At 45.5% G+C, this 26553-nt stretch carries 16 protein-coding genes; 10 read left to right on the forward strand and 6 right to left on the reverse strand.

All coding sequences use genetic code 11. From position 1 onward, the window contains the following. The first annotated feature begins 90 nt into the window (after positions 1–90). From ACWQAU_RS01365 to ACWQAU_RS01375, 3 genes are all read left to right on the forward strand, one after another. Positions 91–1752, forward strand: coding sequence for a peptide ABC transporter substrate-binding protein (locus ACWQAU_RS01365; RefSeq protein ID WP_027821560.1), 1662 nt, complete (start codon positions 91–93; stop codon positions 1750–1752). 187 nt (positions 1753–1939) lie between these two features. Next, entirely contained in the window at positions 1940–2782 is an 843-nt protein-coding gene (locus ACWQAU_RS01370) for a helix-turn-helix transcriptional regulator (protein WP_003641791.1), read from the forward strand. 92 nt (positions 2783–2874) lie between these two features. Then, positions 2875–3006 (forward strand): hypothetical protein, encoded by a 132-nt coding sequence (locus ACWQAU_RS01375; protein WP_003641790.1) that lies wholly within the window; start codon positions 2875–2877, stop codon positions 3004–3006. 66 nt (positions 3007–3072) lie between these two features. On the opposite strand, the gene ACWQAU_RS01380 is transcribed toward ACWQAU_RS01375, so the two are convergent. Beyond that, positions 3073–6153, reverse strand: coding sequence for a SpaA isopeptide-forming pilin-related protein (locus tag ACWQAU_RS01380; protein ID WP_079111762.1), 3081 nt, complete (start codon positions 6151–6153; stop codon positions 3073–3075). A gap of 986 nt (positions 6154–7139) precedes the next feature. Here ACWQAU_RS01380 and ACWQAU_RS01385 point away from each other — a divergent pair. After that, positions 7140–7841, forward strand: a complete 702-nt coding sequence (locus tag ACWQAU_RS01385) for a LysR family transcriptional regulator (RefSeq protein ID WP_228402962.1) — start codon at positions 7140–7142, stop codon at positions 7839–7841. A 420-nt stretch (positions 7842–8261) separates the two neighbouring features. On the opposite strand, the gene ACWQAU_RS01390 is transcribed toward ACWQAU_RS01385, so the two are convergent. Beyond that, on the reverse strand, positions 8262–9935 hold the full coding sequence (locus ACWQAU_RS01390) for a glycoside hydrolase family 13 protein (protein WP_027821562.1): 1674 nt from the start codon (positions 9933–9935) through the stop codon (positions 8262–8264). 545 nt (positions 9936–10480) lie between these two features. Between ACWQAU_RS01390 and nhaC the strand changes: the two genes are divergently transcribed. Further along, entirely contained in the window at positions 10481–11881 is a 1401-nt protein-coding gene (gene nhaC, locus ACWQAU_RS01395; RefSeq protein ID WP_003643687.1) for a Na+/H+ antiporter NhaC, read from the forward strand. 220 nt (positions 11882–12101) lie between these two features. Beyond that, complete coding sequence (locus ACWQAU_RS01400; RefSeq protein ID WP_003643686.1) at positions 12102–13016, forward strand: NADP-dependent oxidoreductase; 915 nt, start codon at positions 12102–12104, stop codon at positions 13014–13016. 156 nt (positions 13017–13172) lie between these two features. Here ACWQAU_RS01400 and ACWQAU_RS01405 read toward each other — a convergent pair whose 3' ends face one another. Genes ACWQAU_RS01405 through ACWQAU_RS01415 form a run of 3 tightly spaced genes read right to left on the reverse strand, consistent with a single transcriptional unit; the run spans position 13173 to position 17336 of the window. Next, entirely contained in the window at positions 13173–14849 is a 1677-nt protein-coding gene (locus tag ACWQAU_RS01405; RefSeq protein ID WP_027821563.1) for a glycoside hydrolase family 13 protein, read from the reverse strand. A gap of 20 nt (positions 14850–14869) precedes the next feature. Beyond that, positions 14870–15850 (reverse strand): LacI family DNA-binding transcriptional regulator, encoded by a 981-nt coding sequence (locus tag ACWQAU_RS01410; RefSeq protein WP_003641783.1) that lies wholly within the window; start codon positions 15848–15850, stop codon positions 14870–14872. After that, positions 15831–17336: a sucrose-6-phosphate hydrolase gene (locus ACWQAU_RS01415; RefSeq protein WP_003643684.1), complete on the reverse strand. Its 1506-nt coding sequence runs from the start codon at positions 17334–17336 to the stop codon at positions 15831–15833. The genes ACWQAU_RS01410 and ACWQAU_RS01415 overlap by 20 nt, the downstream gene beginning before the upstream one ends. Positions 17337–17591: 255 nt before the next feature. On the opposite strand from ACWQAU_RS01415, the gene ACWQAU_RS01420 reads away from it, so the two are divergent. From ACWQAU_RS01420 to ACWQAU_RS01430, 3 genes are all read left to right on the forward strand, one after another. After that, positions 17592–19547, forward strand: coding sequence for a sucrose-specific PTS transporter subunit IIBC (locus tag ACWQAU_RS01420; protein ID WP_027821564.1), 1956 nt, complete (start codon positions 17592–17594; stop codon positions 19545–19547). Between the two features lie 19 nt (positions 19548–19566). Next, the gene (locus tag ACWQAU_RS01425; protein WP_027821565.1) at positions 19567–21726 is read left to right on the forward strand and encodes an alpha-galactosidase; all 2160 of its coding nucleotides are present in this window, start codon (positions 19567–19569) and stop codon (positions 21724–21726) included. 79 nt (positions 21727–21805) lie between these two features. Beyond that, complete coding sequence (locus tag ACWQAU_RS01430; RefSeq protein ID WP_003641780.1) at positions 21806–22672, forward strand: fructokinase; 867 nt, start codon at positions 21806–21808, stop codon at positions 22670–22672. Positions 22673–22749: 77 nt separating this feature from the next. Here the strand turns inward: ACWQAU_RS01430 and ACWQAU_RS01435 are convergent, their stop codons facing one another. Further along, complete coding sequence (locus tag ACWQAU_RS01435; protein WP_003641779.1) at positions 22750–23022, reverse strand: SemiSWEET family transporter; 273 nt, start codon at positions 23020–23022, stop codon at positions 22750–22752. Between the two features lie 586 nt (positions 23023–23608). Between ACWQAU_RS01435 and ACWQAU_RS01440 the strand changes: the two genes are divergently transcribed. After that, complete coding sequence (locus tag ACWQAU_RS01440; protein ID WP_027821567.1) at positions 23609–26455, forward strand: endo-beta-N-acetylglucosaminidase; 2847 nt, start codon at positions 23609–23611, stop codon at positions 26453–26455. Positions 26456–26553 lie beyond the last annotated feature (98 nt).

Consider the following 26553-nt stretch of genomic DNA (forward strand, 5'->3'; position numbering starts at 1 on the left):
TAATTACTTTAATTATTAGAATCAAAACATTGATTTTGATCTTGCTTTAATGTATTCTCGTGACCATTCAAGTTGGGGGGAAGTTTTACTATGAAATGGAAAGTAATGTTGACAACTGCTACTGCGGCCGCATCGACCGGCCTTTTGTTAGCTGCCTGTAGTCAAGGTCAGTCCAAGTCAGATAATGCGGGGAACTTACGCGCGGGAATGGCACAAAAGCAAGTCTTGAACTGGTCAGAAAATGGCTCCGAACTAACGACTTTGGATACTTCGCTAGTCACCGATTCGATCAGTGCCAATATGATCAATAACACGATGGAGGGCCTCTACCGTATTGGCAATAATAATAAAATCACACCGGGCATTGCGACCCATACTGTCATTTCCAAAGATAAAAAAACTTATACGTTCACATTGCGCAAAGACGCCAAGTGGAGCAACGGCGATCCCGTAACCGCTCAAGATTTCGTTTATAGTTGGCGGCGAACCATCGATCCCAAGACCGCTTCGCAATATGCTTATCTTTATTCTGGTATCAAGAATGCCGACCAAATCACCAATGGTAAAGCTAAAGCCAATAGTTTAGGAATTAAAGCTGACGGTAAATACAAGCTAACCGTGACACTTGATAAACCCATGGCTTATTTTAAACTCCTAATGGGCTTTGCCATCTTCTTCCCGCAGAACCAACACGCCGTACAGAAATACGGCAAGGACTATGGGACAACGGCCACCAAGATGGTCTACGATGGGCCGTTTACCATGAAGGGCTGGAAAGGCACTAATACGACATGGTCCCTGAACCGCAATCCTAAATATTGGGATAAAAAACACGTTTACTTAGAAAAGATCAATGACCAAGTCGTTAAGTCAACCACGACCGGATTCAACTTATTCCAGAGCAACAAACTCGACATGGCCACCCTGAGCGGCGAACAAGTCAAAAACGAAAAGAATAATCCCAAGTTAGTGCTCCGTAAGACATCCCGTCTGAACTACCTCGAGTTTAATCAGAAAAAGGTGCCCGCGCTAGCTAATGCCAAGCTCCGGCAAGCGATGTCCTTAACTATTGACCGGCACCAACTTGTCACGGACGTACTAGCGGATGGCTCAGCAGTTCCAAAGGGCTTTGTCACCACCGGGCTCGCAACCGATCCAACGACTGGTGAAGATTTCGCTACTGAAAATGCAGTTAGTGCGGCGATAACTCAAGACACCGCTAAGGCCAAGAAACTGTGGGCAGAAGGATTAAAAGAAACCGGCAAAAAGTCATTAACCTTAACGCTTACGCACGATAATATTGACCAAACCAAAGAGACGGCCGAATATGTTCAGGGACAGCTAGAAAAGGAACTACCCGGTTTGAAGATTACCGATATTACCTTGCCATTCAAAAACCGACTTGCACGTGAAACATCGGGTAATTTCCAACTCGCTATTTCTGGCTGGCAAGCTGACTTCGCCGACCCCATCTCTGACCTAGGCATTCTCACTTCCACGAATGATTACAACTTTGGTAAGTGGAAAAATGCTGATTATGACGCTGCTGTCAAGCAGGCCGAGCAATCAACTGATCCGACAGTACGCTGGACTGCTCTAGGCAAAGCTGAAAAAATTATTGGGACGGATGAAGGCGTTGCACCATTAACTCAAACAACGCTGGCACAGATGGTCAACCCTAAGTTAAAGGGCCTGATTTATAACACTTCTGGTACCAACTATAACTTCAAAGACGCCTATATGGCAAAATAAACCATCAGATAACTCACAGACGCTCACTAGCAAAGACTAGCGAGCGTTTTTTATATAGTCAAGATATATTTTTAGAATATGCAAGATTATGTTTAAATATTGACAAAATTATATAAAAAGTTTTTAATTAGGGTAAATGAAAGCTGTTTCAATTATGACTTAAATATGTAAAGGAAGCGTTGATGGTATGAACATTGAGCTTTTCATCGCCCGCCGCAAAGCCCTAGGACTTTCACAAAAGGCCCTAGCAGATGGTATTTGTACTCAGGCGACACTAAGTAAGTTCGAGAACAATGGCAAAGCACCTGCCATACGAATCGTTGCCCAACTTTGTCAGCGACTCAACCTACAATTGGAAGATGTCTTTCCAACCGAACGCGTCGCTGATGCCGCTGTTTTGAAGATTTTGGAACAGGTCGAGTTCGACCTCATTACAACTGAATATCAAGATGCCGAAGTACAACTTGAAAAGGCTGCGGATATGCCGCGACATGACCGCGAAACCAAATTACAATATTGTTATCTAAAAGGCTATGTTGCTGCCCTTAACCACCACCCGATCAGTGATGTCATCTTTAATTTTGACCAAATCATCACCGATTTGGACGAGGCTCACATCACAATCTATACACAGCTGGCCTACTGTGGTATCGGGATTGCTTATCAGCAGAACCAGGATAACGATAAAGCCCAGTACTATTTTGAAAAAGTACGCCACGCCCTACCGAACCTACCGCTAGAAACGACCGCTAGTGTTTGGCGCGTGATTAACTTAGCTTATTACACGGGGGCTTTTTACGCTAACATTAATGATACACCGCGGAGTTTGCAGTTATTAAACTACGGGATTGAGATTTGTGCGCGATTCCACGTTACCTATTACGCAGCGCGGATCAAATTCTTACAGGCTCAATTATCCGATGAACCGGATCAAATTCATGAATATTTAAATGATGCGGCCGCCCTTGCCAGAATGAACAATAACCGGCAATTACTTAAGAATATTTCAAGTTATTCAGATTCTCACTAATTTACGGTTAAATAATTGATTTTTGTTAATAAGTCGCCTAAACTGCAAGTATTAAAAGACGAGTTTTTACAACTATTGAGGAGGTCTTGCCCATGTTATTAGCAGGTTTATTGGCCGCAGCCGGACTAGCTGCCGTTGCCGGCGTCGTGGCTGGCGCCCGTGTTCCCGCTGCCCAACCAGTCAGAATTAAGCATGACCAACGCACATCTCAAAATCGTCGATAATGTGGCGACACTTATCTATGATATAAATAAAGGCTACTGGAAGCGAAATTCCAGTAGCCTTTTTGTTTAATTAAATCGCCGTTGACGACTAACAACTGTTAGCCCTAGCAAGAACCAGCCCAAAATCATTAGCCAATCCATTGATTGTTCACTAGTCTGTGGCAATTGTTGCGCCGACTTGCGATTAGTTGCTTTTGTAACTTTAACAACTGGTTTAGAAGTTGCTACTAATTTTATTGGCTGTCCTAACAATTTCGTTGGCCGAGTCGTGGTTACTAAATTAGTTTGCTTGACTAACTTAGCTGTCTCAGTCTTCGTTGTGACAACCTGATCTGAATCACTATCCTCGTCAGCGTGTCCTGGTAGCACCGGTTCACTTGGTTCACTCGGTTCACTTGGTTCGCTTGGTTCGCTCGGTTCGCTTGGTTCACTCGGATCACTTGGTTCACTTGGTTCGCTCGGTTCACTTGGCTCACTCGGTTCACTTGGTTCACTTGGTTCACTCGGCTCACTCGGTCCACTTGGTTCACTTGGTTCGCTCGGTTCGCTTGGTTCACTTGGTTCGCTTGGTTCACTTGGTTCACTCGGTTCACTTGGTTCACTTGGTTCGCTTGGTTCACTTGGTTCGCTTGGTTCACTTGGTTCACTCGGTTCACTTGGTTCACTTGGTTCGCTCGGTTCGCTCGGTTCACTTGGTTCACTTGGTTCACTCGGTTCGCTTGGTTCGCTTGGTTCGCTCGGCTCGCTTGGTTCGCTCGGTTCACTTGGTTCGACCTCATCGGCAAAAACTAATTGGCCTTGATAAGCGCTTTGCTCATTCAACACAAGCACTTGCGCCTGTGTATTGATCAAGTAACCGTCCGGTGCTTGAATTTCGCTAACCGTATAAGCGCCTTGCGTTAGACCTGTAAGCTGTGCTTGACCAGTCGCATCAGTTGTCAACTGAGCAACCAGCGTTCCGGCAGCATTTTTCACGGCAAAAACCGCCCCGGCCAAGCGATTGGCGCCACTCGAATCCGTCTTAATCACCGTCAATTTCCCGGTTTGATACGTATTCGTTAATGTCACCGTCTCACCACTAGTTGTTTGACTACTGATATAGCCAGCAATGGCCGTTTCAATCACCGTATAAGTGTACGCATTGCCATAAACATCCGTCACATCCAAATCACTGAAAGTGCCCGTATAGCCATTTGCTGACGTTAATTGCAAGGTCTGATAAGCTTGACCATTGCGTTGCAACGTCACTTCAACGGTCGGCGTTTGCACTCCAGCTGGCACGTCAGCCCAAACTTTGTTAACAGTCAGCGCCGTCTTAGCAATTCGTTTGTCAACCACACTACCTGTGACCACGTTAGCCGTTGCTTGCGCTGCGGATACCGTGAAGACGTGCTTGGCCGTGTCGATTTGGTAGCCACTCGGAGCCGCCGTCTCAACCAGCATGTACGTCCCAGCCGACAAGTTACCGATGCGTAACTGTCCAACTGAATCAGTCACCAAATCGGTCCGAAGTACCGTACCCGTACTATCCTCTAACTGATAAGTGGCACCAGCAACTGACTGGCCGTCACCATCAGTTTTATTAATGAACAAACTGTAACTCTGAATGTCATCACTAGCGGTTCCGGAACCACCAAATCTAACGGCCACGTTCGATTGTTCACTCTTTGGTTCGCCTGTCGAACTGCCCTCATTTGGATCAGTCACATCTCCAATGACAGGTGCATACGTTACACCCGCATTATTGGTGTACGTATGTCCTACTGTCAGACCAACTTCATAAAATATATTGACCGCTACATCTAATTGGTCAATATTAATTGTCATCTGCTGACCCACAACCGTCACGGTTACTTGTGGTGTTGATACCCCATCAGCGTAGGTAAACTGCTGCGTTGCAAAATCATAAGTGCCCAGTGCCGCGTCTTTAACAAAGGCACCGTCAGTATAATGACCAGTTTCCAACGTCATGGTACCTTCGTGCGTTTGATAAAGGCCTAGCTGATCAACAATCGCAACTTGCTGCCACTTTTCACTATTAATGTTTGCGACAACTTGCCAGATCATTTTGGTGGGATTACCATCAGCATCTAAACTATTACTGTCGGCCCAGCCAACCTTATTAATCCCAGTCGTACTACTGCCAGTGGTTGCGCTAGTCCCAGTAACATAAAACGTTAAGTCTCCTTGACGATTATAACGATCACTAGTCGCATAATAATCATTAAAAGTTAGTGTTCCGGTTTGACTACCGGTCTCGGCCGTAAAAGTCCCGACGACCGTTCCATCTGATTTTTGGACATCAATATGCTGCGTACCATTGGTAAAGACAACATTCTCGGGTAAGGTCACCGTTGCTGTACTGCCAGCAGCTACGCTAACATCATCAGCTATTGACCAATGATACTTCGCGATATAGTTCGCATACAGACTCAATACATCCGTAGCGCTATACGTGACACCATCATCGTCAGTCACCGTTGCGTCAGTAGCATCGAGCCCCTGAACCGCAACCGTTGCCCGTTGTGCTAAACTGCGAAGACTGGCCCGGCTCATTCTGGACAGTGTCGCGACAGATGCAGTTGCTTGATCCGTCGTAGTTGCCGTTCTCGCCGAGTCTTTTTGACTGGTAACGACACCACTGTACATATTAGTCGTTTGTTGCTGATTCTGGGTCGTTGCTTGCTCGTTGTTCGCCTTCGCACTAGCCGCTCGTTGATCCGCCTTGGCATTAGCCGTCGCCCGGGACGTCGCTGTCGTATCAGTACTGTCCGTTGTTGCTTGAGCGGCTGTCACACCTGAAGTCGTTTGGCTAGTAGCCGTTGTGCTAGATGATTGGTTTGATGACTCAGACGCGGTGACCGCTTTGCTAGTCGCCGTTTCGGTCGCAGCACCAGTTGCCGATGCTTTCGTGCTACTGCTACTGCTACTGCTACTGCTACTGCTACTGCTACTGCTACTGCTACTGCTACTGCTCGTAGTTTGTCGCAACACCACTTGATTAGCAAGTGTACTCGAGCCAGAAGTCTGCGTCGTTTCAGTGGCAGTGGTAGCCGTGTCCGCCGCACTCACTGTTTGATTTGTCACAATCAATGTCAACATGGCGGCCGTTCCCATTATCCAAGTTTTGAAATCGATTAATCGCATGATATCCCCCCTTTCTTATATAAGTTAAAACTTTTAAACCGATTACACGCCTTAATTATAAACCACATTCCGCAAATTTGAAGACACTTTTTGTCAAAATTCGTCGCTCACAGATAGCAGTTACATACCAGCAATATTTGTTCAAAAGGCTCATTACGTCTATATAATTTTTATTTATGTACACTTAATTAATTTACCGATATATCAACATTTTAAAGACATTAATCATAATTAGTATTATAATATTTTATACAAAAGTTGTATGCCATCAATTTTGACGAGTTCGTGACAGTTGTTAGCTAATTAAAATAATTTATGCTGATTAATATAGATTTAACTAATTGCAATCAGTAAAAATGATGTCATTCGTTTCATTTATAATTTAAACCCATTAACTGCTTTAGTTGCTTGTCAACTAATTACGTCGAAAAACGGGGCAGACTGGCGCTACCGATGGCACGTAGACCAATTATTGATTTATCGAGCGATATATAACAGCACCTTAACTGATAAGTATTTTTTATAGCTTTATTACTAATAGTTTGCCATTAACTTGTATGCTTCTTAATCTGCATAATGTTTACTTATCGCTTTAACACTTTAACCTTTATTTCTAACGACTCCCACTTAAGCAATGCAACTTTTTTTCCGGTGATTAATCAGACTAACCGACACGTCATGATAATCAAAACGATGCGGCAGCCCTTTAACTGATAAAATTATATAATGACTCAAAACTTAATTTACCAACAACACTACATCTGTACCAATCAGCACTAACATTCTTATTAATAATCATTATAGTTTAAGTGCGTTAACTATTTTGTAAATTAATTTTCACTAATTATCCTGACACTATTCGTTATAACAATGGTATGATTAACATGACGTATAATAACCAGCTTTAATCAATCAGTCGGAGCCTGCTTACCTGCGACTATTAATTGCGCAACCAACATTAATATTTTATGGAGGCTACATTTTTCATGAACATTAAAGACTTGTATTACTTCCAACGCTTAATCAGCACTCAGAGTTATACGCAAACGGCTGCTGATTTTCACGTTAGCCAACCCACAATCTCCCAAGCAATTAAACGACTAGAACGTCATTTCCAAGTGACACTGTTCTTTCGCCAAGCAAAGACCAAGGCGCTGGTGTTAACACCTAGTGGCCAGCAACTATTGCTCGCAGCCAACGACATTATCAACAACTGGCAGCATGTCAATGAATCAATCAGTCATTTGCGTCAACATACACTGCGGTTTGGTATCGAACCATCCGTCAGTGAACATTATTTACCGGCATTAACAAAACCAATCATCGAGCAAGATTTGCTTAGTAGCGTCCACACGGTTGAAATGGGGGCTAATCAACTCGTCAAACAGGTTTTAGCCGGCCAACTCGACTTAGCCATCAGTGGTAACTTGGATCAAACATTGGATGAACGGCTAGCAGTAACGCCATTACGGCCTTTTAAATTTCGCATTCTCGCTAATGTTGCGCACCCCTTAGCAAAGGCTGAGCATCCGACTTTTGCAGAAGCGCTAAAATCGCCTTTTGTACTGCTTAATGCAACTTACTTAAATAAACTAGTCTTCCGGCAACTTGCTGAACAACTTTCGATTGAACCCCAAGTTCTCTTCGAATCTGATAGCAGCACCTTGATCAAGGGATTAAGGGATTAGTTAAAGAGAACCTGGCACTAGGCTTCATTTCCGACATCACGACCCCCAACGATGGTGAAGACGATGGTCTCGTTGAGATTCCGTTCGACGACGTTCAGGTTCCTAGCGTGCATATCAACTTGATTCGTCGGGCCCACCAATTTCCAATTGGCTTGGTCAAACAAGTTATCGACATTATTGAAAAAACATTTGCGGCTGACAATGCCGAACAAAAATCTTAACCACAAACTTGATCATAATCATACATGCGCTCCAATAAAAATACCCAACTTATCTAGAATGATAGGTTGGGCGTTCTTATTGGGGCGCATTTTTGGTTAAGTCATCACGATTAAATTTACACGACCAACTCGTGCTCGTAATCACACAACCGCCGTTAAAAATCACATTCACGACTCCAGCAGCGAAGCTAATTGTGACCTAAAACTGGTAAACTTTCGCTTCGTACGCTCGTAATACGTCTTGATGATCTTCATCGTAGTTACTGATCAACAGATGCGCATCAGCGGGTAATTCTGCAAAGTGTCGCGTCTGGGTTGCCGCAGTAAAGTTACAAATTACTAGCAGGTGCTGCGACCCCATATGCCGCATATAGGCATAAACGGCCGCATCATCAGGTGATAATAGGTGATAAGTTCCCGTCGTTATGACTGGTAAATGGTGCCGGAGCTTAATCAGCCGCTGATAATAGCTCAGAACTGAACCGGGCGTTCGTTGCGCGAGTTGCGCGTTGATCCGCGGATAATTGGCATTAACCGCTAGCCACGGTGTTGCCGTTGAAAACCCAGCATTCTGACTATCATCCCACTGCATCGGTGTACGCGCATTATCCCGCGACATATGGGCGAGATAACCTAACATCTGTTCAGGTTGAACGACCTGTTCGTCATCAACAAAGTGATGATACGCATTCAGTGATTCCAAGTCTTGATAGTCGGTTAACTTGGTAAAATGGGCATTCGTCATGCCTAGCTCCTCACCTTCGTAGATGTAGGGTGTCCCTTGAAGAAAGTGCAATAGGGTCGCTAGCATTTTGGCTGAACGTTCCCGATAAGCTGGCCGTTCATCCCCGAATCGTGACACAATTCGCGGTTGGTCATGATTATTCCAATAGAGACTATTCCAGGCTGTCCCTTGTAAGCCTATTTGCCACTTAGACAAGCTCTGCTTTAGGTCAACCAGTCGGACGGGCTGGTCATTCCACTTACCTAGCGCCGGATCTGGATTACCATCCAGGCCCATGTGTTCAAATTCAAACACCATGTTTAATTCCTGACCTTGGCTGCTTGCCAGTTGCTTAGCATCAGCAACCGTAGCCCCAGGCGTTTCGCCGACCGTCATCAGTTGATGGCCTGCAAACACTTGCTGATTCATTTCTTGTAAGTATTCATGGAGATGCGGACCATTGGCAATAATTCCACCGATTGCCGCGTATGGTTCCCCAGCTTCTGGCTGCCCGTCTGCAAAGCTATCAGGCTTGGAAATCAAGTTAATGACATCCAAGCGGAAACCGTCCACGCCCTTATTGACCCAGAAATTCATCATGTCATAGACTGCTTGCCGTAGTTGCGGATTATCCCAGTTCAAATCTGGCTGTTCAACCGCAAATGAATGTAAGTAATACTGATCACGGCTGGCAACATATTTCCAAGCAGAGCCACCGAAAAAGCCACCCCAGTTGTTAGGTTCATGCCCATCAACAGGATCACGCCAAATATAATAGTCCGCGTACGGATTATCCTTACTTTGCGCACTCGTAGTAAACCACTTATTTTGATCAGATGAATGGTTGACAACAATGTCCATCATGATTTTTAACCCTTTCGCATGGGCCGTTGTTAATAATTGATCAAAATCAGCCATCGTCCCGAATTCTGGATTAATATCGTAATAATCACTAATATCATAGCCATTATCGACACCGGGTGAACGGTAAATTGGGTTGAGCCAAATCACATCCGCGCCGAGCTGTTTAATATAATCTAACCGTTGTGTAATTCCTGGCAAATCACCGATTCCATCACCATTTGAATCCTGAAACGACCGTGGATAAACCTGATAAACAACCGCTGATTGCCACCATTGATTAGCCATATATGATTATCCCCCTAAAAAAGTTTGCTTTAAAAAACTTGTCACGGTCAACCATAAAAGGTACCGCTTACAACACTAACCATTCTACCATTGTCGGTCATTTGAGCGTACCCACTAATCGCTATTTATTTGTTAGCCTAACACGTTTCTAGCCATATCTTAGTTGACGAATCAAAAACGCCATGCTATTATCGCTTATATTCAAATAACGAACGATAATCTTACTTTCAAGTAGCGAATTAACTGTGCGTCAGGAAGTCGGTGGGTGCTGCGAACCGATCAGGTTAATCTCGATGAAATACGGTAGGAGAGGTCCGGGTACGCCCGGCGGATAACAACTAGAGCCGTTAACTGCTAGTGAGTGGAGTCATATTGTGGCTCAAGCTGGGTGGTACCACGGTCTAATCAATCGTCCCTGTTGCATTATTATGCAACAGGGACGATTTTTTATATTCACCCACTATTATCGGCGTACAACCGCTGTTGAAGCAGTCCGTGTCGGGCTATTCACTGCTGGTTTAACGACCTCAAAGGAGTTAATTATTATGCCTAATTCAAAGAAATGGCGTTCAGTTCAGTTACCAGAAGCCCTACTCGTTTTACTCATTATGCTTGCAATTATGGGACTTGGCGTTATTAAGTTCGGCCTGTCACCACAGACCCCCGTTATTCTCGTTATCGCCCTCATCATTTTATGGGCCCGAATTCGCGGTGCCCACTGGGATGACATTCACGGTGGCATCATCGATGGTATTAAAACTGGGATTATCCCAATTTTTATTTTTCTACTCATCGGGGCACTCATCAGCGTTTGGATTGCAGCTGGCATCATTCCTTCAATGATGGTCTTTGGGTTTCATCTGATCTCTGCGCAGTGGTTCGTTCCATCCGTTTTTCTCGTTTGTGCAATTATTGGAACTTCCATCGGGAGTGCCTTCACGATTATCTCAACGATTGGGATTGCCCTCTTTGGAATCGGGACAACGATGGGCATCAACCCAGCTTTGATTGCCGGAGCTATCATCTCAGGAGCCATTTTTGGAGATAAGACTTCACCGTTGTCAGATTCGACCAACCTGGCCGCAGCCATTGCCGAAGCAGATTTATTCGACCACATTCGTAATCTGATGTGGTCTACGATTCCTGCTTTTGTCGTATCACTAGTACTCTACGCCGTTTTAGGTGCCGGAGCCGCAACACAAAGCCATTTGGGCAAGATTCAAACGACGTTGACCGTCCTCAATAATAACTTTACCATCAGCTGGTGGGCGGCCTTGCCACTCGTCGTCATGTTTGCCTGTGCCCTACTTAAAATTCCAGCCATTGCAACCTTGTTGATGAATATCGGTCTTGCCATCGTCATGATTTTTATCGAGCAACCTCATATTGCCTTAACTAAGATCGCCACGATGATCGAAACCGGCTTTGTAGCCAAAACTGGCAACGCCGGGGTGGACGCCTTACTCTCACGTGGCGGTATCAGTGCCATGATGAGCACGGTCTCCTTAATCCTATTAACCCTGTCGTTAGGCGGTTTACTAATGAAATTCAACCTCATTCAGACAGCAATGGTGCCGCTAACCAAGCGATTGAAAGGTGCCGGGGCAACTGTTACGGCTGCGATTTTAGCGGGAATCGGTGTCAACATCTTTGTAGGTGAACAGTACCTTTCCGTTATCTTGCCTGGTAAAGCGTTCAAAACGACCTTCAATCAGCGAGGATTGGCTAACTTAGCCCTCAGTCGAGTCCTTGAAGACGGTGGAACTGTCATCAATTACCTGATTCCGTGGGGCGTTGCCGGGGCCTTTGCCGCTAACACGCTCGGGGTATCAACCTTAGCTTACCTGCCATTTTGTTTCTTCAGCTTACTATCACCGGTATTCTCAATTATCAGTGGTTTCACTGGCTGGGGCCTGAAGCATCAGCCAGCCAACGAAGCCGGTTAATTTAAAACTAGGTTGTTTAATTTAATCGGTGACCGAACCAATCCCGGAATATAATTGTTACTGCTTGTGATTCGCCCCCACTGCTGGCTACAATTAGACAAGAGCATGTTTTGGATCAATCTAACAATTCGTCAATTGATACTGCATGATTTATTTACTAATAAGTCACATCCCGGCACCACGTCAACTAACGAACTTAGATATGAGGAGGGGGATTACAATGCTTGCATACGGGTATCAAAAATTTGGGGGACCTACCGTATTTGAAGAACTACCACAATCACAGCTGATTCCAACAGATAATCAATTATTAATCAAAACTTTAGCCGTTAACCTAACCGAGGAAGACCGCTTAGAACGGCTAGGTACTATCCAAAGCGTCGCACTACCGCATATTCCTGGGCATGATGTCATTGGGAAAATCATTCAAGTTGGCGCCGCTGTCACTGACTTGGACGTTGGGACAGTGGTGGCTGCCCGCACGAACCATACTTACGCGGACCAGGTTTGTTTAGATAGCGATCTAGCGGTGACCATGCCAACTAATCTTGATCCGGTCACCGCCGTCAGCTTAGTCACTCCAGGGATTGTCGCTTACAAAACGGTGCGCTACTTTGCGGACATCCAAGCCGACCAAACGGTGATTGTCAAAGGCGCTGGCAGCCCAGTCGGCTTGTTAATTATTCAGTTAGCCAAACGATTAGGTGCCCACGTTATCGCGATTGCTAGTGACCGTTATGCTAACTTGATTGCGACACTGGGAGTCGACCAATTCGTCGACTATCAGCATCAAAATCCAGTTCACGTGTTAGCCGACCGCGGTGACGTCGTAATCAATGTCGCTATCGATGGCGTTGGTGGCAAAGATGACTTAGCAATGGCCAAATTTGATGCGACCATCGCTTCGTTTGCCCGTCACTTGCCAGCCACCAGTAAATCAATTCGTTTCCAAGCAATCCAACCGACCGAAGTGATTTCTGATCAGGCCGCCTTACAATTGCTATTCAAGTTGCTAGATACTGGTCAATTGACCACGACGATCAATGAACAACTACCGTTTAACCTCACGGGCTTCATTCAAGGTCACCAACGACTAGATGAGCCTCACGTGGGTCAAGTGGTCGTCGCGCGCTAAAAAAACTGCTTTCAAAAGTTATCCTTTTGAAAGCAGTTTTTTAGTCAGGTGGTCGCTTATTAAGACCATCGCAGAATTTTAAGCAACCCAATTCACACTAATCGTAACGATTGGGTATATTTCAAAGACCGCCTCAATTAGCCAAGTCCTGGATACCTATGCGAGTTGGTAGACCCAAGCCTCATAAGGCCGTAATTTATTTGGCTGCTGCTCGCCATAATTACTAATCAAGCATTTGGCCGTGGGCGTCAGATATTGATCCAGTGGTCGGGACAGTGTCTCGGCTGTGAAATTGCAACAAACTAGCCAGGTTCGCCCTTCCCATTGCCGTGCATATAAGAATACCTGCGGATCATCAGCCCACAAGAGCTCAAACGAACCTAACGTCACTAAGGGGTATTGATGTCGTAATTGAATCAAGTGCTGGTAATAGTACCACACTGAATCCGGATCAGCCAAAGCTGCGGCAGCATTGATTTGACGATAGTTGGGATTGACCGTGAGCCATGGCGCCGCGTCACTAAAACCCGCGTTAACCTCCGTGTCCCATTGCATCGGCGTTCGCGAGTTGTCCCGAGAACGCGCCGCTAATCGGGCCATCATATCTGCCGGTGATAGTAGTTGGCGCTCAGTCACTAAATCACGATAGGCATTGAGCGATTCAATATCCCGGTAACTGGTTAATTCAGTAAAATGAGCGTCAGTCATCCCCAGTTCTTCACCTTGATAAATATACGGGGTTCCCTGCAAGATGTGTAAACACGTTGCGAGCATTTTAGCCGAACGTACCCGATATGCTGGTCGGTCATCACCAAAACGTGAGACCGCTCGTGGCGTATCATGATTGTTCCAAAACAGGCTGTTCCAAGCCCGCCCTTCAAGTCCGACTTGCCAGTCACTAATGACTTTCTTTAGCGCCACTAACGGTGTCTTACGCGTACTCCACTTACCAAGACCATGCTGACTATTATCAAGTCGCAGATGTTGAAATTCAAAGACCATATCTAATTCGTGCCGATCAGCGCCCGCATACTTCAGCGCATCCGCTGGTGTCACCCCGTGGGTCTCACCAACCGTCATGATATCAAACTGTGACAACACTTCTTGGTTCATTTCTTGCAAGAATTCATGAACTCGCGGTCCGTTCGTTACTCGAGCATCGCCAAACTGACTGTGCGGTTTCAGTGGACCATTTGGTAACCCGGGTAACTTAGAGATTTGGTTAATGACGTCCATTCGAAAACCGTCAACACCCTTGTTCAGCCACCAGGTCATCATCGTATAAACTGACTCTCGTAAGGTCGGATTCTCCCAGTTTAAATCAGGTTGTTTTGTTGAAAACGTGTGTAAATAATACTGCTGGGTCTGCTCATCATATTGCCATGCTGAACCACCAAAAGCCGCATCCCAATTATTGGGCGCCTTTTTGCCGTTACCTGAGCGCCAAAAGTAGAAATCACGATATTGATTGGTGCGGTCCTGGCGACTGCGTTTGAACCATGGATGCTCATCAGAGGTATGGTTAACAACCAAGTCCATGATGAGCTTTAAGCCCCGGTCATGGGCGGCTTGCAATAATTCATCAAAATCAGCCATAGTGCCAAAGTCGGCCGCAATTTGTTGATAATCACTAATATCATAACCATTATCATCGTTGGGTGAACGATAAATGGGATTGAGCCAAATGACGTCGATTCCTAATTGCTTTAAGTAGTCTAGGTGGGCCGTGATCCCCTTTAAGCCACCAATACCATCATGATTGGTATCTTGAAAACTCCGTGGATAGACCTGATAGACAACGGCTTGTTGCCACCACTTGATTGTTGCTGCCATAATTACGATTAACTCCTTAGTTACGCGGTAAGGCCCTTGATGAGCTTAACTGGTAACGTATATTTTGATTCCAGTGTACAATTCGCATCCTCAATCCGCTGCAATAGTAGAGAAACCAGTAACGTGCTAATATCCGCTAACGGTTGTTCTACTGTTGTTAATTCAGAATGATAATCACGTATGAGCGCCGTGCCATCATAACCAACAACGCGTAATTGCTCAGGAACCGTTAATGACAGTTGTCGCGCGACGTTGAGCACTAGTAAAGCGGTCAAATCATCACTACAAAAAATACCATCATACTGATGTTGTGTCATAATCGTCTTAATTTCCATCATCTTCAGCGCGGGGGTCAATTCAAACGGTAATTCGTGGACATGGGGTGTTAGCTGTTGGGCAGTCAAGTAGGCTTCATATCCTTCACGGCGACCATTCGTTGGCGAACCAGCGTGTGACTTACCAGTAAAAATAGCCACGTTAGTCGCCCCCGCCTGATGCAATGTCTGGGTTGCTAGCCAGCCCCCCTGGTAATTATCCGAACTAACGATGGGAATATTGTCGGATAAGTACCGGTCAAATGAAATAATCGGAAGGCCGTATTGTTGATATTCTTCAATACCTAAATTGTGGGCACCAGCAATAATCCCATCGACCTGATTAGCCATCAACATTTGTAGGTAGTCGCGTTCTTTTTGCGGATCATCCGCACTATTACATAAAATCACCTTATAATTTTTAGCAAATAAGATTTTTTCAATCCGGGACACCAGTTCACCAAAGAACGGATTACTAATATCTGAAAAGATGACGCCAATTAAGCGCGTATTCTTTCCTTGCAGTGAGCGTGCCATATTATTCGGCTGATAATGCAGTTCTCGCATCGCCGCGAAAACTTTTTCTTTAGTCTGACTACTCAGGTAGCCATGGTTATTAATAACCCGAGAAACGGTTGTCGCTGAGACCCCCGCTAGCTTCGCAACATCATTTAATTTTGGTTTCATTGTTATCGACTCCAGTATGCTCTGATTGGCGCCATTCCCAGACTTTACCGGTAACTGCCGTAGTGTCACCTTGAACGTTAAGGCGACTCGGGGTAGCGTTTAAGAAGAAACGGCCGGTCATCACGGAATAGCCATTATCAATATAGCATTCAAAGACTGACACATCTATGATTAGCCGGATTTTTATCGTCTTATGGGCCGTTAACTCAACTTGACGAGTCTGACCATAATCTTCAGCAAACGAATTCCCCGTATGCCGCCGATCAATCATAACCTGACCATGGTTGGCATCAACAGTCACCTGCAGCTGGCCACTTTCCTGCTGATCAGCAATGTTAACCGTGACCGTTTTATCAGCGGGAACCGTCAGTAAGAGTTCAAAGCTGCCATTCAAAGCGGCCACCGTCGCCCGTTGTTGCTCAAAGACTAGGTCATGCGCCGTCGTCCGCAAATCATCCACCGCTGCCACTGGATTTTGATAGAGGTGCCCATCTTTAAGCGTTAGTTCCTTAACTAAGCTCAAACAATGGGCCCAATTTTCACGATCAGTTGGATAGGAAATTTCAGGTAACCCAATCCAGCTGACGGCTAACGCGCGGCCATCCGGCGCATTGATTGCCTGCGTGGCATACACGTCAAAGCCGTCATCCAATTGCGTCAGGGCGTGGGGTTCAGTGAATTGTGCCTGAGCCAGATCCAATTGATCGGCAACTAGGTACATGTTCGGATAAATATTCTGATACGGGGTCGTTGTTTGTGATAACCCTTGGGGACAGAACAATAAGACGGGCTGTTGATCGATCCAGACCAGATTTGGACACTCAATCATATAACCCCGCGCATTTGCGGGAACGTTCAACTCGCCTTGACACGTCCAGGTGGTCAGATCCTTTGAGAAATAAACCAAGATAGCACCGATCTCAGTAGTCGTCTGCGCACCGATTAGCGCGTAGTAGCCGTGGTCAGTCCGGATCAAGTCCGGATCACGAAACGAACTCGTGTACCCAGCCGGAGCATGCGCAATTAGTGGCCGGGACAGCTTTTTAATGTGATTATCCGTGTCCATCCAGGCACCTAATTGATACGATTCACGTTGCCAGTCGGCAGTACGGACATTACCCGTATACATAATAAATAACTGATCATCAATTGGTAGTGCTGTACCCGTGTACGCGCCGTGTGAGTCGTACGGCGTATCTGGTCGAATCGCTAAGCCCTCATCATGCCAATCCACCAAGTTCTTAGAGGTCACGTGTTGCCATGACTTCAGTCCGTGTACCGGACCGAACGGAAAGACTTGGTAGAACAGGTGCCACTGACCATCAAAGTATGAAAAGCCATTGGGGTCATTTAACAAACCTGATGTAGGCTGAATATGATGTTGCATCCGCCACTTAGACTGGCGTGCCTGGGCAACGAGCTGTGGTAGCTTAGTTGCTGGCCACTGTTCATAAGGGGTATAACGGGTTTTACGATTCCATATCATGACGATAAGCTCCTTTTTAACGTTCGACTTAATTGTCACTATTATAAAACCGCTTACACTGATATGTCAATCGTTTGACATTTTTATATTATATTTTCATGTTAGCGTTTCAAATTCGGCTTTTTAACAAGATTATCAAGCAATCCAATTTTGTATCAAACGCTTGACATATTTTCCAAACTTGTTATTATTGGGTCTGTAAAGCGCTTGCATTATTAAATTAAAAATAATTTTAGACTCAGGGAGTGAATTATTATGAATCATCAAGAAGTTGCCGACCGCGTACTTAATGCAATTGGTAAAAACAACATTCAAGCCGCCGCCCACTGTGCGACACGCCTCCGTTTGGTCATCAAGGATGAATCCAAGATTGATCAACAAGCCTTAGATGACGACGTGGACGTTAAGGGGACCTTCGAAACTAACGGCCAATACCAAATCATTATTGGCCCTGGCGATGTCGATAAAGTCTATGACGCCTTAATCGCCAAAACAGGTCTTAAAGAAGCGACCCCCGATGACATCAAGGCAGTTGCCGCTGCGGGTCAAAAGAAAAATCCATTAATGGACTTCCTCAAAGTCTTATCTGATATTTTTATTCCAATCGTCCCTGCACTAGTTGCTGGGGGTCTATTAATGGCACTAAACAACGTTTTGACTGCCGAGCATCTTTTTATGGCGAAGTCAGTTGTTGAAGTTTACCCCGGTCTCAAAGGTATCGCCGAAATGATTAACGCGATGGCTAGTGCCCCGTTCACTTTCTTGCCAATTCTCTTAGGATTTTCAGCAACGAAGCGCTTCGGCGGCAACCCCTATCTGGGTGCTACGATGGGCATGATCATGGTCTTACCATCACTTGTTAACGGCTATAGCGTTGCAACGACCATGGCCGCCGGCAAGATGGTTTACTGGAACGTCTTTGGTTTACACGTTGCACAAGCAGGCTATCAAGGCCAAGTGCTCCCTGTTTTGGCCGTTGCTTATATTTTGGCTACTTTGGAGAAGTTCTTCCACAAACATATCAAGGGTGCATTTGACTTTACGTTCACGCCAATGTTTGCAATTGTCATCACTGGCTTTCTAACTTTCACAATCGTCGGTCCTGTCTTACGAACGGTGAGCGACGCATTAACTAACGGTTTAGTAGGCTTATATAACACGACTGGTTGGATTGGCATGGGCATCTTTGGCCTTCTCTACTCGGCCATTGTCATTACTGGGCTCCACCAAACCTTCCCGGCTATTGAAACCCAGTTATTGGCTAACGTCGCCAAAACGGGAGGTTCTTTTATCTTCCCAGTCGCCTCGATGGCCAACATTGGGCAAGGTGCCGCCACTTTAGCTATTTTCTTTGCCACTAAGAGCCAAAAGCAAAAAGCCCTGACTTCTTCAGCCGGGGTCTCAGCGTTACTCGGAATTACGGAACCTGCTATTTTCGGGGTCAACCTCAAGATGAAATTTCCATTTGTCTTTGCAGCGATTGCCTCAGGAATTGCTTCAGCTTTCTTAGGACTATTCCACGTTCTGTCCGTGGCGATGGGTCCCGCATCAGTCATCGGGTTCATTTCGATTGCTTCAAAGTCGATTCCAGCATTCATGCTCAGTGCTGTCATCTCGTTCGTCGTCGCATTTATTCCAACTTTTATCTATGCCAAACGAACACTCGGTGACGATCGTGATCAAGTAAAATCACCAGCACCAACGAGTACCGTCATCAATGTTAATGATGAGATTATCAGTGCACCAGTAACGGGGACTAGCGAAAGTCTCAAACAAGTTAACGACCAAGTTTTCTCAGCCGAAATCATGGGTAAAGGCGCCGCAATCGTGCCAAGCGCTGATCAGGTCGTCGCACCAGCTGACGGGGTCATCACTGTCACTTATGATAGCCATCATGCTTATGGCATCAAAACAACTGCTGGTGCCGAAATTCTGATTCACTTAGGATTAGATACGGTCAATTTAAATGGTGAACACTTCACTACTAACGTTCAGAAGGGCGATACCGTTCATCAAGGTGATCTACTCGGAACGTTTGACGTCGCTGCCTTAAAAGCCGCTAACTATGATCCAACCGTCATGCTAGTCGTCACAAATACGGCCAATTACGCTAATGTTGAACGACTCAAAGTCACGAATGTCCAAGCTGGTGAACAGCTCGTTGCGTTGACTGAACCGGCAGCTAGCTCAGTTGCTGCTACAACTGTCTAAACTTTATTAGGAGGACGTCATGCCTGTTGAATATGACCCCAAAACCGGCTTAATCAATCTTCATAATGACCAAATTAGCTATGTTATTCAAATTTTAGCCCATCGTTACCCAGTGCATCGATATTTTGGACGTTACTTTTCAAAACAACCGTACTTTGAGCCGATGCCATCCGGTAGCCATGCTTTTGCTAATGACCCAACAGAACGCTTTCCATATTCCGTGACTTCACTGCCACTCGAATATTCCACTATTGGCAGTGGTGACTATCGCCAGCCAGCTTACGTTATTAAGGATGCTAACAATCAATTACTGCCAATTTTAGAATATACCGGTTTTTCTGTGAATGATCAGCCAATCAACTCGCGCCAATTGCCACCCACCGTTAACAAACACACGCCTGTAACAACCCTAGTCATTCATTTGGCCGATTCAGTGACCAAGTTACAGATGGATCTTAACTACACTATTTTTGAAAATCAGCCGCTTATCTTGCGAAGCACAACTCTGCGCCATCACGGCACTACTAATTTGCAAGTAACAGCCCTATCCAGCGCTCAACTAGATCTACCAACTGACCAATATACTGCGCTGACATTAAGCGGTACCCATGCACATGAAGCTAATCCATCGTTTAACCGTTTACACCCAGGGTTACAAACGGTTCGCAGTCTGCGCGGCACTAGTGGACCACAACACCAACCGTTCATGGCTCTAGCAGAACCTAACACGACAGAATTAGCTGGGACTGTTATTGGTTGTGCACTAGCATGGAGTGGTAACTTCGACAGTACTGTCGAAGTTGACCAATATCAACATAGCCGCCTAACAATCGGTCTTGAACCAGATACATTCGAATGGCAGCTCAAACCAAATAGCAGTTTTCAGACTCCTGAAGCCGTGCTAACTTGGACAAATACTGGTTTTAACGGCATGTCACAAGTATTTCACGACTTTAGCCATCAGCTGATGCCCTCCCAGACTAACATTCCAAGTGTGCTTAACACTTGGGAAACACTGACATTTGCCGTTTCAGAGTCTAAAGTTCAACACTTAATCGAACACGCCCACCAGTTAGGCTTACAAATGCTTGTCTTAGACGACGGCTGGTTTGTCAACCGTAACGGTGAAAATGGGCAATTAGGTGACTGGTATGTTGACCCCATTAAGTTTCCTAATGGTCTGAAACCCCTTGCCCAACAAGCCCATCATCATCGAATGAAATTCGGTCTCTGGGTGGAACCAGAAATGATCACCACTAACAGCCAGCTTTACCAACAACATCCTGACTGGGTATTACAATATGTTGATCGGACACCCATCACAGCTCGCCACCAGCTAGTCTTAGATCTTTCGCAGGCTGCTGTCCGTGACCACTTAGTCACTACTCTGACGAACTTGGTTCAAAATAACCAACTCGATTATTTTAAATGGGATATGAATCGCCATCTTACACAGGTTGGCAGCACACGCTTACCGGCTGCACAACAGGGGGAACTGTATTATCGCTACGTCTGTGGACTTTATGATATTCTCACACGCTTGAAGCGCGCCTGCCCCAAGCTGATTATCGAAAATTGTTCAGCTGGTGGTGGCCGGTTTGATTTTGGTATGCTACCATACACCAATCAGACGTGGATAAGCGATTTGACTGATCCAGTCGACCGAGCAACCATCGAGAACGGATTTAGTTATCTATTTCCACCACGGATATTCAGCAACCATATAACCGCATCACCCAATGCGCAAAATGGCCGAATAACACCATTTGAAACTCGATTACAATTAGCCTGCATCGGGCAACTAGGATTGGAACTTAATCCTAAACAACTTGCTCCTAGTGAACAGCAACTTCTTCGAGGAGCCTTGATTAAATATCAGCAACTGAAATCTACTTTTATCAAGGCCCACTTTTATCGTCTACCGACAACAAGACACGTTGTTGCGTGGTTGTTAGTAACGGCAGATAAAAAGCAGGCAATTTGCTGTTACTTAAATGGGCTTAATTCTGCTGTCAAAACTCAGCACCCATTACCATTACACTATCTCGATGCTGAATTAACTTATAGCGATTCATCAGGTAATAGCTATACGGGGCATCAGTTAAACACGATGGGAATTCCACTTAAACCCACCAACGCTGATTTCACTAGTCAGCTAATTTATTTACGTCAAAGTTAATGTAATCGTTAACAAAATTTCTGATTAAGAGTATACTATTAATAAATAAGACTACATTTTTAACTACAGGAGGCACACTATGCTTTTAGGTGCAATTGAAGCTGGTGGTACAAAATTTGTTTGTGCCACGGGCGCTGAAAACGGGCAAGTTAGCGACCGAATTTCGATCCCCACGACAACCCCCGCTGAAACCATGACTGCGGTAGACGACTATTTTACGACTCATCCCGTTGACGCGATTGGTATCGGTTCATTTGGCCCCATCGGCGTTAATCCCGATGATCCGAAATATGGTTACATTACCACGACTCCCAAACCCGGCTGGGGTGACTTCGATTTTTTAGGCCATCTTAAAAGTCGCTTCAACATCCCACTCTACTGGACCACTGATGTTAACGAAGCCGCTTATGGCGAATCAATGATTGGAATCGCTAAGGACGTCCCTAACAGCATCTACATGACGATTGGTACCGGTGTTGGCGCTGGCGTCATTAGTCAGAACCACATTTTTAATGGTCGCACTCATACTGAACTTGGTCACATGCGACTCAACCGGTTACCTGGGGACGATTTCAAGTCCAACTGCCCCTACCATGACATCTGTTTAGAAGGTTTAGCTGCTGGGCCAGCAGTGGGAAAACGAACGGGGAAAGCTGGGAAAGATATTCCCGTCGACGATCCGGTCTGGCCAATCATCGCTGACTACATCGCACAGGCATGTGTCAACCTCACCGTCGCCTTCGCACCTGATAAAATTATTCTTAATGGTGGTGTTATGAATCAACGGCAGCTCTTTCCCATGATTCGTGAAAAGTTTGCCGCCTATCTAAATGGCTACGAAGAAGTCCCACCACTGGATGACTATATCGTTCCCGCTGGACTGGGTAACAATTCTGGCATTGCCGGTGGCCTATTGTTAGCTCAGGCTGCTTTAAAGAACGCTTAACACCTTGCAAAAAAGTCCGCCGATACGCGTTTAAACGTATCAGCGGACTTTTAGTTTACAGTCAATTTGTCATTCGGTTAATGAATATATACGGTTAAAACAGTGATAAATCCAAAAATCACCCCGGGAACATTTGAAATAATAACGGGCCAATCCTTATAAGTCTTGAACCAGCCGTAACCAGTCCATAGTATCCCATTAATCATTGCCACGAGTGGTTGTAGCGGCGATACTGGGTCACCTGAGAAATTCGAAATGATTTGCGGAATATATGACACGTACATCGCAATACACGTAAATGTCGCTAACTTACTAATCAATTTCAGATATTTAACTCGCTTGGGATCCACAGCGTCCTTACCACTGGGATATTCACCATTATCAACTTTATACTTAATAAATAATCACCTTCCTAGCTAGTTATTATACTACATACCATTCATCACGCAAAAATTCGCGTTCATTAAATTGTATCGGCACCGCAACAATCCTCAATTATTCGCACGTTGCGCGCAAGTTGAAACCCAGCATTCTCCTTACATCAAAATTGATTGACCCTATCAATTAGTTTAATTTGTGGAAGAATTCCCTTAATTTAGCTATACTCATCTGTCACCGAAACCGATATCATACATACCAGCAATATATAGAGATTTGTATTTCACGCGTTGTGCTAGCTAATTTGTCATGAGTCATGATTAAAGTAGGCAAAATAATTAACGTCAAAAGCAGTCGGCTTAGGCTCGCTGGAAAGAGTTCAGGTTAGCGTAAATATGCTTAGTTCACCCTACACCGACCTCCAGGCATTTCTGCCAATTGCCAGAGCGCGGTGGTCAAAAATCTAAGTCGAGGCCACGTTTTAATTACGATTCATGCAATCAGCGCTCACATAACGCGGATATGTCAATTTTGCTTAGTTCACAGGAGGATATCGCTATGAGACATGGACAATATCGCTACATTGTTGGCACACTAGCTTTGATAACGACTGCTGTAGGTTTAGTAGCTTGTTCGAAACAGTCAGCTAATCAGCAGATCAGTTACCGTCAAACGGCTGAGGCCACCCTTGATAAGGGGATGGATAATCAACCCGAAGCACCGTACTGGTTTCCAAAACAACTGCTGAAATGGCAGTTGAGCAAGGATAAAGCAGCCAAGTACAACACCGCCTCGGTTCCACTAGCCAAACGGATCGATAAATGGCAACTGCCGACGGTTAACAAGACCCAGGACCCAAAGATGAAGGTCGTCGCGTTATCCATTATGAATAGTTCAACTAGTGGCAACGCGCCTCGCGGGATTAATACGTTCGATGCGAATGTCTTCTCCAACTGGCAGTATATTGACCAACTCGTCTACTGGGGCGGTTCGGCAGGCGAAGGTTTGATTGTGCCACCGACCGCAGATGTCATCGATTCTGCTCATAAAAACGGCGTGCCCGTTCTTGGAACCGTTTTCTTTCCACAAGTGGTTAGTGGTGGGAAGTTAAAGTGGCTCAATGACTTCTTAAAACAAGATGCTGACGGACATTTTCCGATGGCTGATAAACTAGTCGCGGTTGCGAAAGCTTACGGGTTTGACGGCTGGTTCATCAACCAAGAGACCGACCCCGAAGTTAAAAGTTTTGATTCGGCTTCCACCGGAAAGACCGCAACCAGCTCAACTAGTAATGGGCTGAGCAAAAAGCACGCCCAACTAATGCAACAGTTAATCAAAGAATACAAACAAAAGGCCGGCTCCAAGCTAGACCTGATGTGGTATGACTCGATGACGAAGGATGGTAAAATGGATTGGCAAAACGCATTGACCAAAGAAAACCAATCTTATCTAGTCGATGCCAATATGAAACCAGTTGCTGACTCGATGTTTCTTAACTTCTGGTGGACGAAGAAGCGTCTCGCCAGTCAAGAATTACTCAAAAAGTCACACGAACGCGCCGAAAAGCTTGGGATTAGTCCTTACAACCTCTTTGCAGGAATCGATGTTCAAGCTGACGGAACCGCTACCCCCGTTCGTTGGAATCTATTCGCTAATAAACAACATGTGCCATACACGTCGCTAGGATTGTACGCACCGGACTGGACACACGCTTCTTCCGATACGGTTGACGAATTTCAAGCCAAAGAAGGTGCTCTGTGGGTCAATGATCAAAATGATCCGTCCCGTAGCATTCCGTCAACTACTTCAACACATTGGCCGGGTGTTTCAACATACGCGGTTGAACAAAGTGCCATTACGAAACAGCCCTTTGTCACTAATTTCAGCTTAGGCAATGGCTATAACTACTTCATTAAGGGGAAAAATGTTTCGCTACGTGATTGGAACAATCGCTCACTGCAAGCAGTCAATCCGACTTACCGCTGGTTAATCAATAATGGCAATGGTAATGCGTTAAAGGCCAGCTTTGACTACACTGACGCCTACGAAGGTGGCAATGATATCAAGTTAGCCGGCAAAATGCGTAAGGACACCGCTAGCACAATCAAACTCTACACCACGGACCTAGACGTCACTGCCGATACCCAGGTTAGTTTAACCGCTAAGGCATCTGGTAAATCTACAGCTAAACTAGTGGTGACCTTAAAGGACGGCCGCACTAAGACCATCGCGGGTGACCGGACACTCAGCAAGCACTGGACGACCGTTAGCTATGACGTTAGTCAGTTAACAAAAAAAACAATCAAAGGCCTTAGCCTCAAAATCAGTGCCGTCGAGACTGATGCTAGCTACAGCGTTCAATTAGGTCGCCTCGCAATTATCGGCAAGCAGCAGGCCGCGCCGAAAAAGGTCAACCAGGTCACCATTGATAATCGGACCTTCGACGAAGAAGGCAAGTACGCCGGTGTCAACCTGAGTTGGCAAGCCACCACTAAAAATAAGCTGGATCATTACGAAATTTATCAGGTTAACAATGACGGTTCTCGCTCATTTCTGGGGGCTACTAACACGACTAATTTCTATTTAAACGCGTTGAAACGGAATGGGCAGCACAACGAGACCAATCTGATGGTCGTTCCAGTTGATATTTGGAACCAACGTGGCGATGCTTCTGACCAAGTTACCTTAAAATGGCCGGATAATCGTAAACCTAAAGCGGCATTTACGGTTAACCGCACCCTGGCAGCTCCCGGTAACACGATCAAGTTTACAAATGCCTCATCCAAAAACGCAACCAGCTATAAATGGGAATTTGACGGTGCCACAAAGACGACCAGCACCGCCAAAAACCCCACGGTCACTTACCGTAAGGCTGGCACTTATAACGTCACATTAACCGCTAAAAATAAGGATGGCCAACGGCACGTTACAATGAAAAAGCTCATTACGATTACACCGAAAGCTCAAGGCGCTTTAACCTTACTATCCAAGAACGCCAAGACCAGTGCCTCCGGATACACGAATAGTAGTGAAGCACCTAAAATGGCGGTGGATGGGAAACTCGATACTAAATGGTGTGCAACCGGTAAGGCACCGCATACCTTGACGCTGGATTTAGGCCGTCAAACGACTGTGAGTGCGGTTAAATTAGCGCATGCCAAAGCTGGTGGCGAAGGTGCTGATATGAACACCCGCGCTTGGACCATTCAGGTCAGCACTGATGGCAAACGCTACACGGACGTTGCCCGGACCTACAATAACACGCAAGCCACTAGTCTCAATACTTTCGCGGCTACTTCGGCGCGCTACGTCCGGTTAGTCGTCGATAAACCAACCCAAGTTGCTGACACCGCCGTTCGGATTTACGAAATGGACGTGCTAGGATTGACGCAAACACTCAAATAACCCTACCGATGCTATTTGAATAGAACAGCCGAGCCCCTCACTTGGAAATCGATATTTCCAAGTGAGGGACTCTTTTATGTCCAGACACTAAAAAGGCC

This window comes from Lactiplantibacillus sp. 3062, from assembly GCF_055413545.1.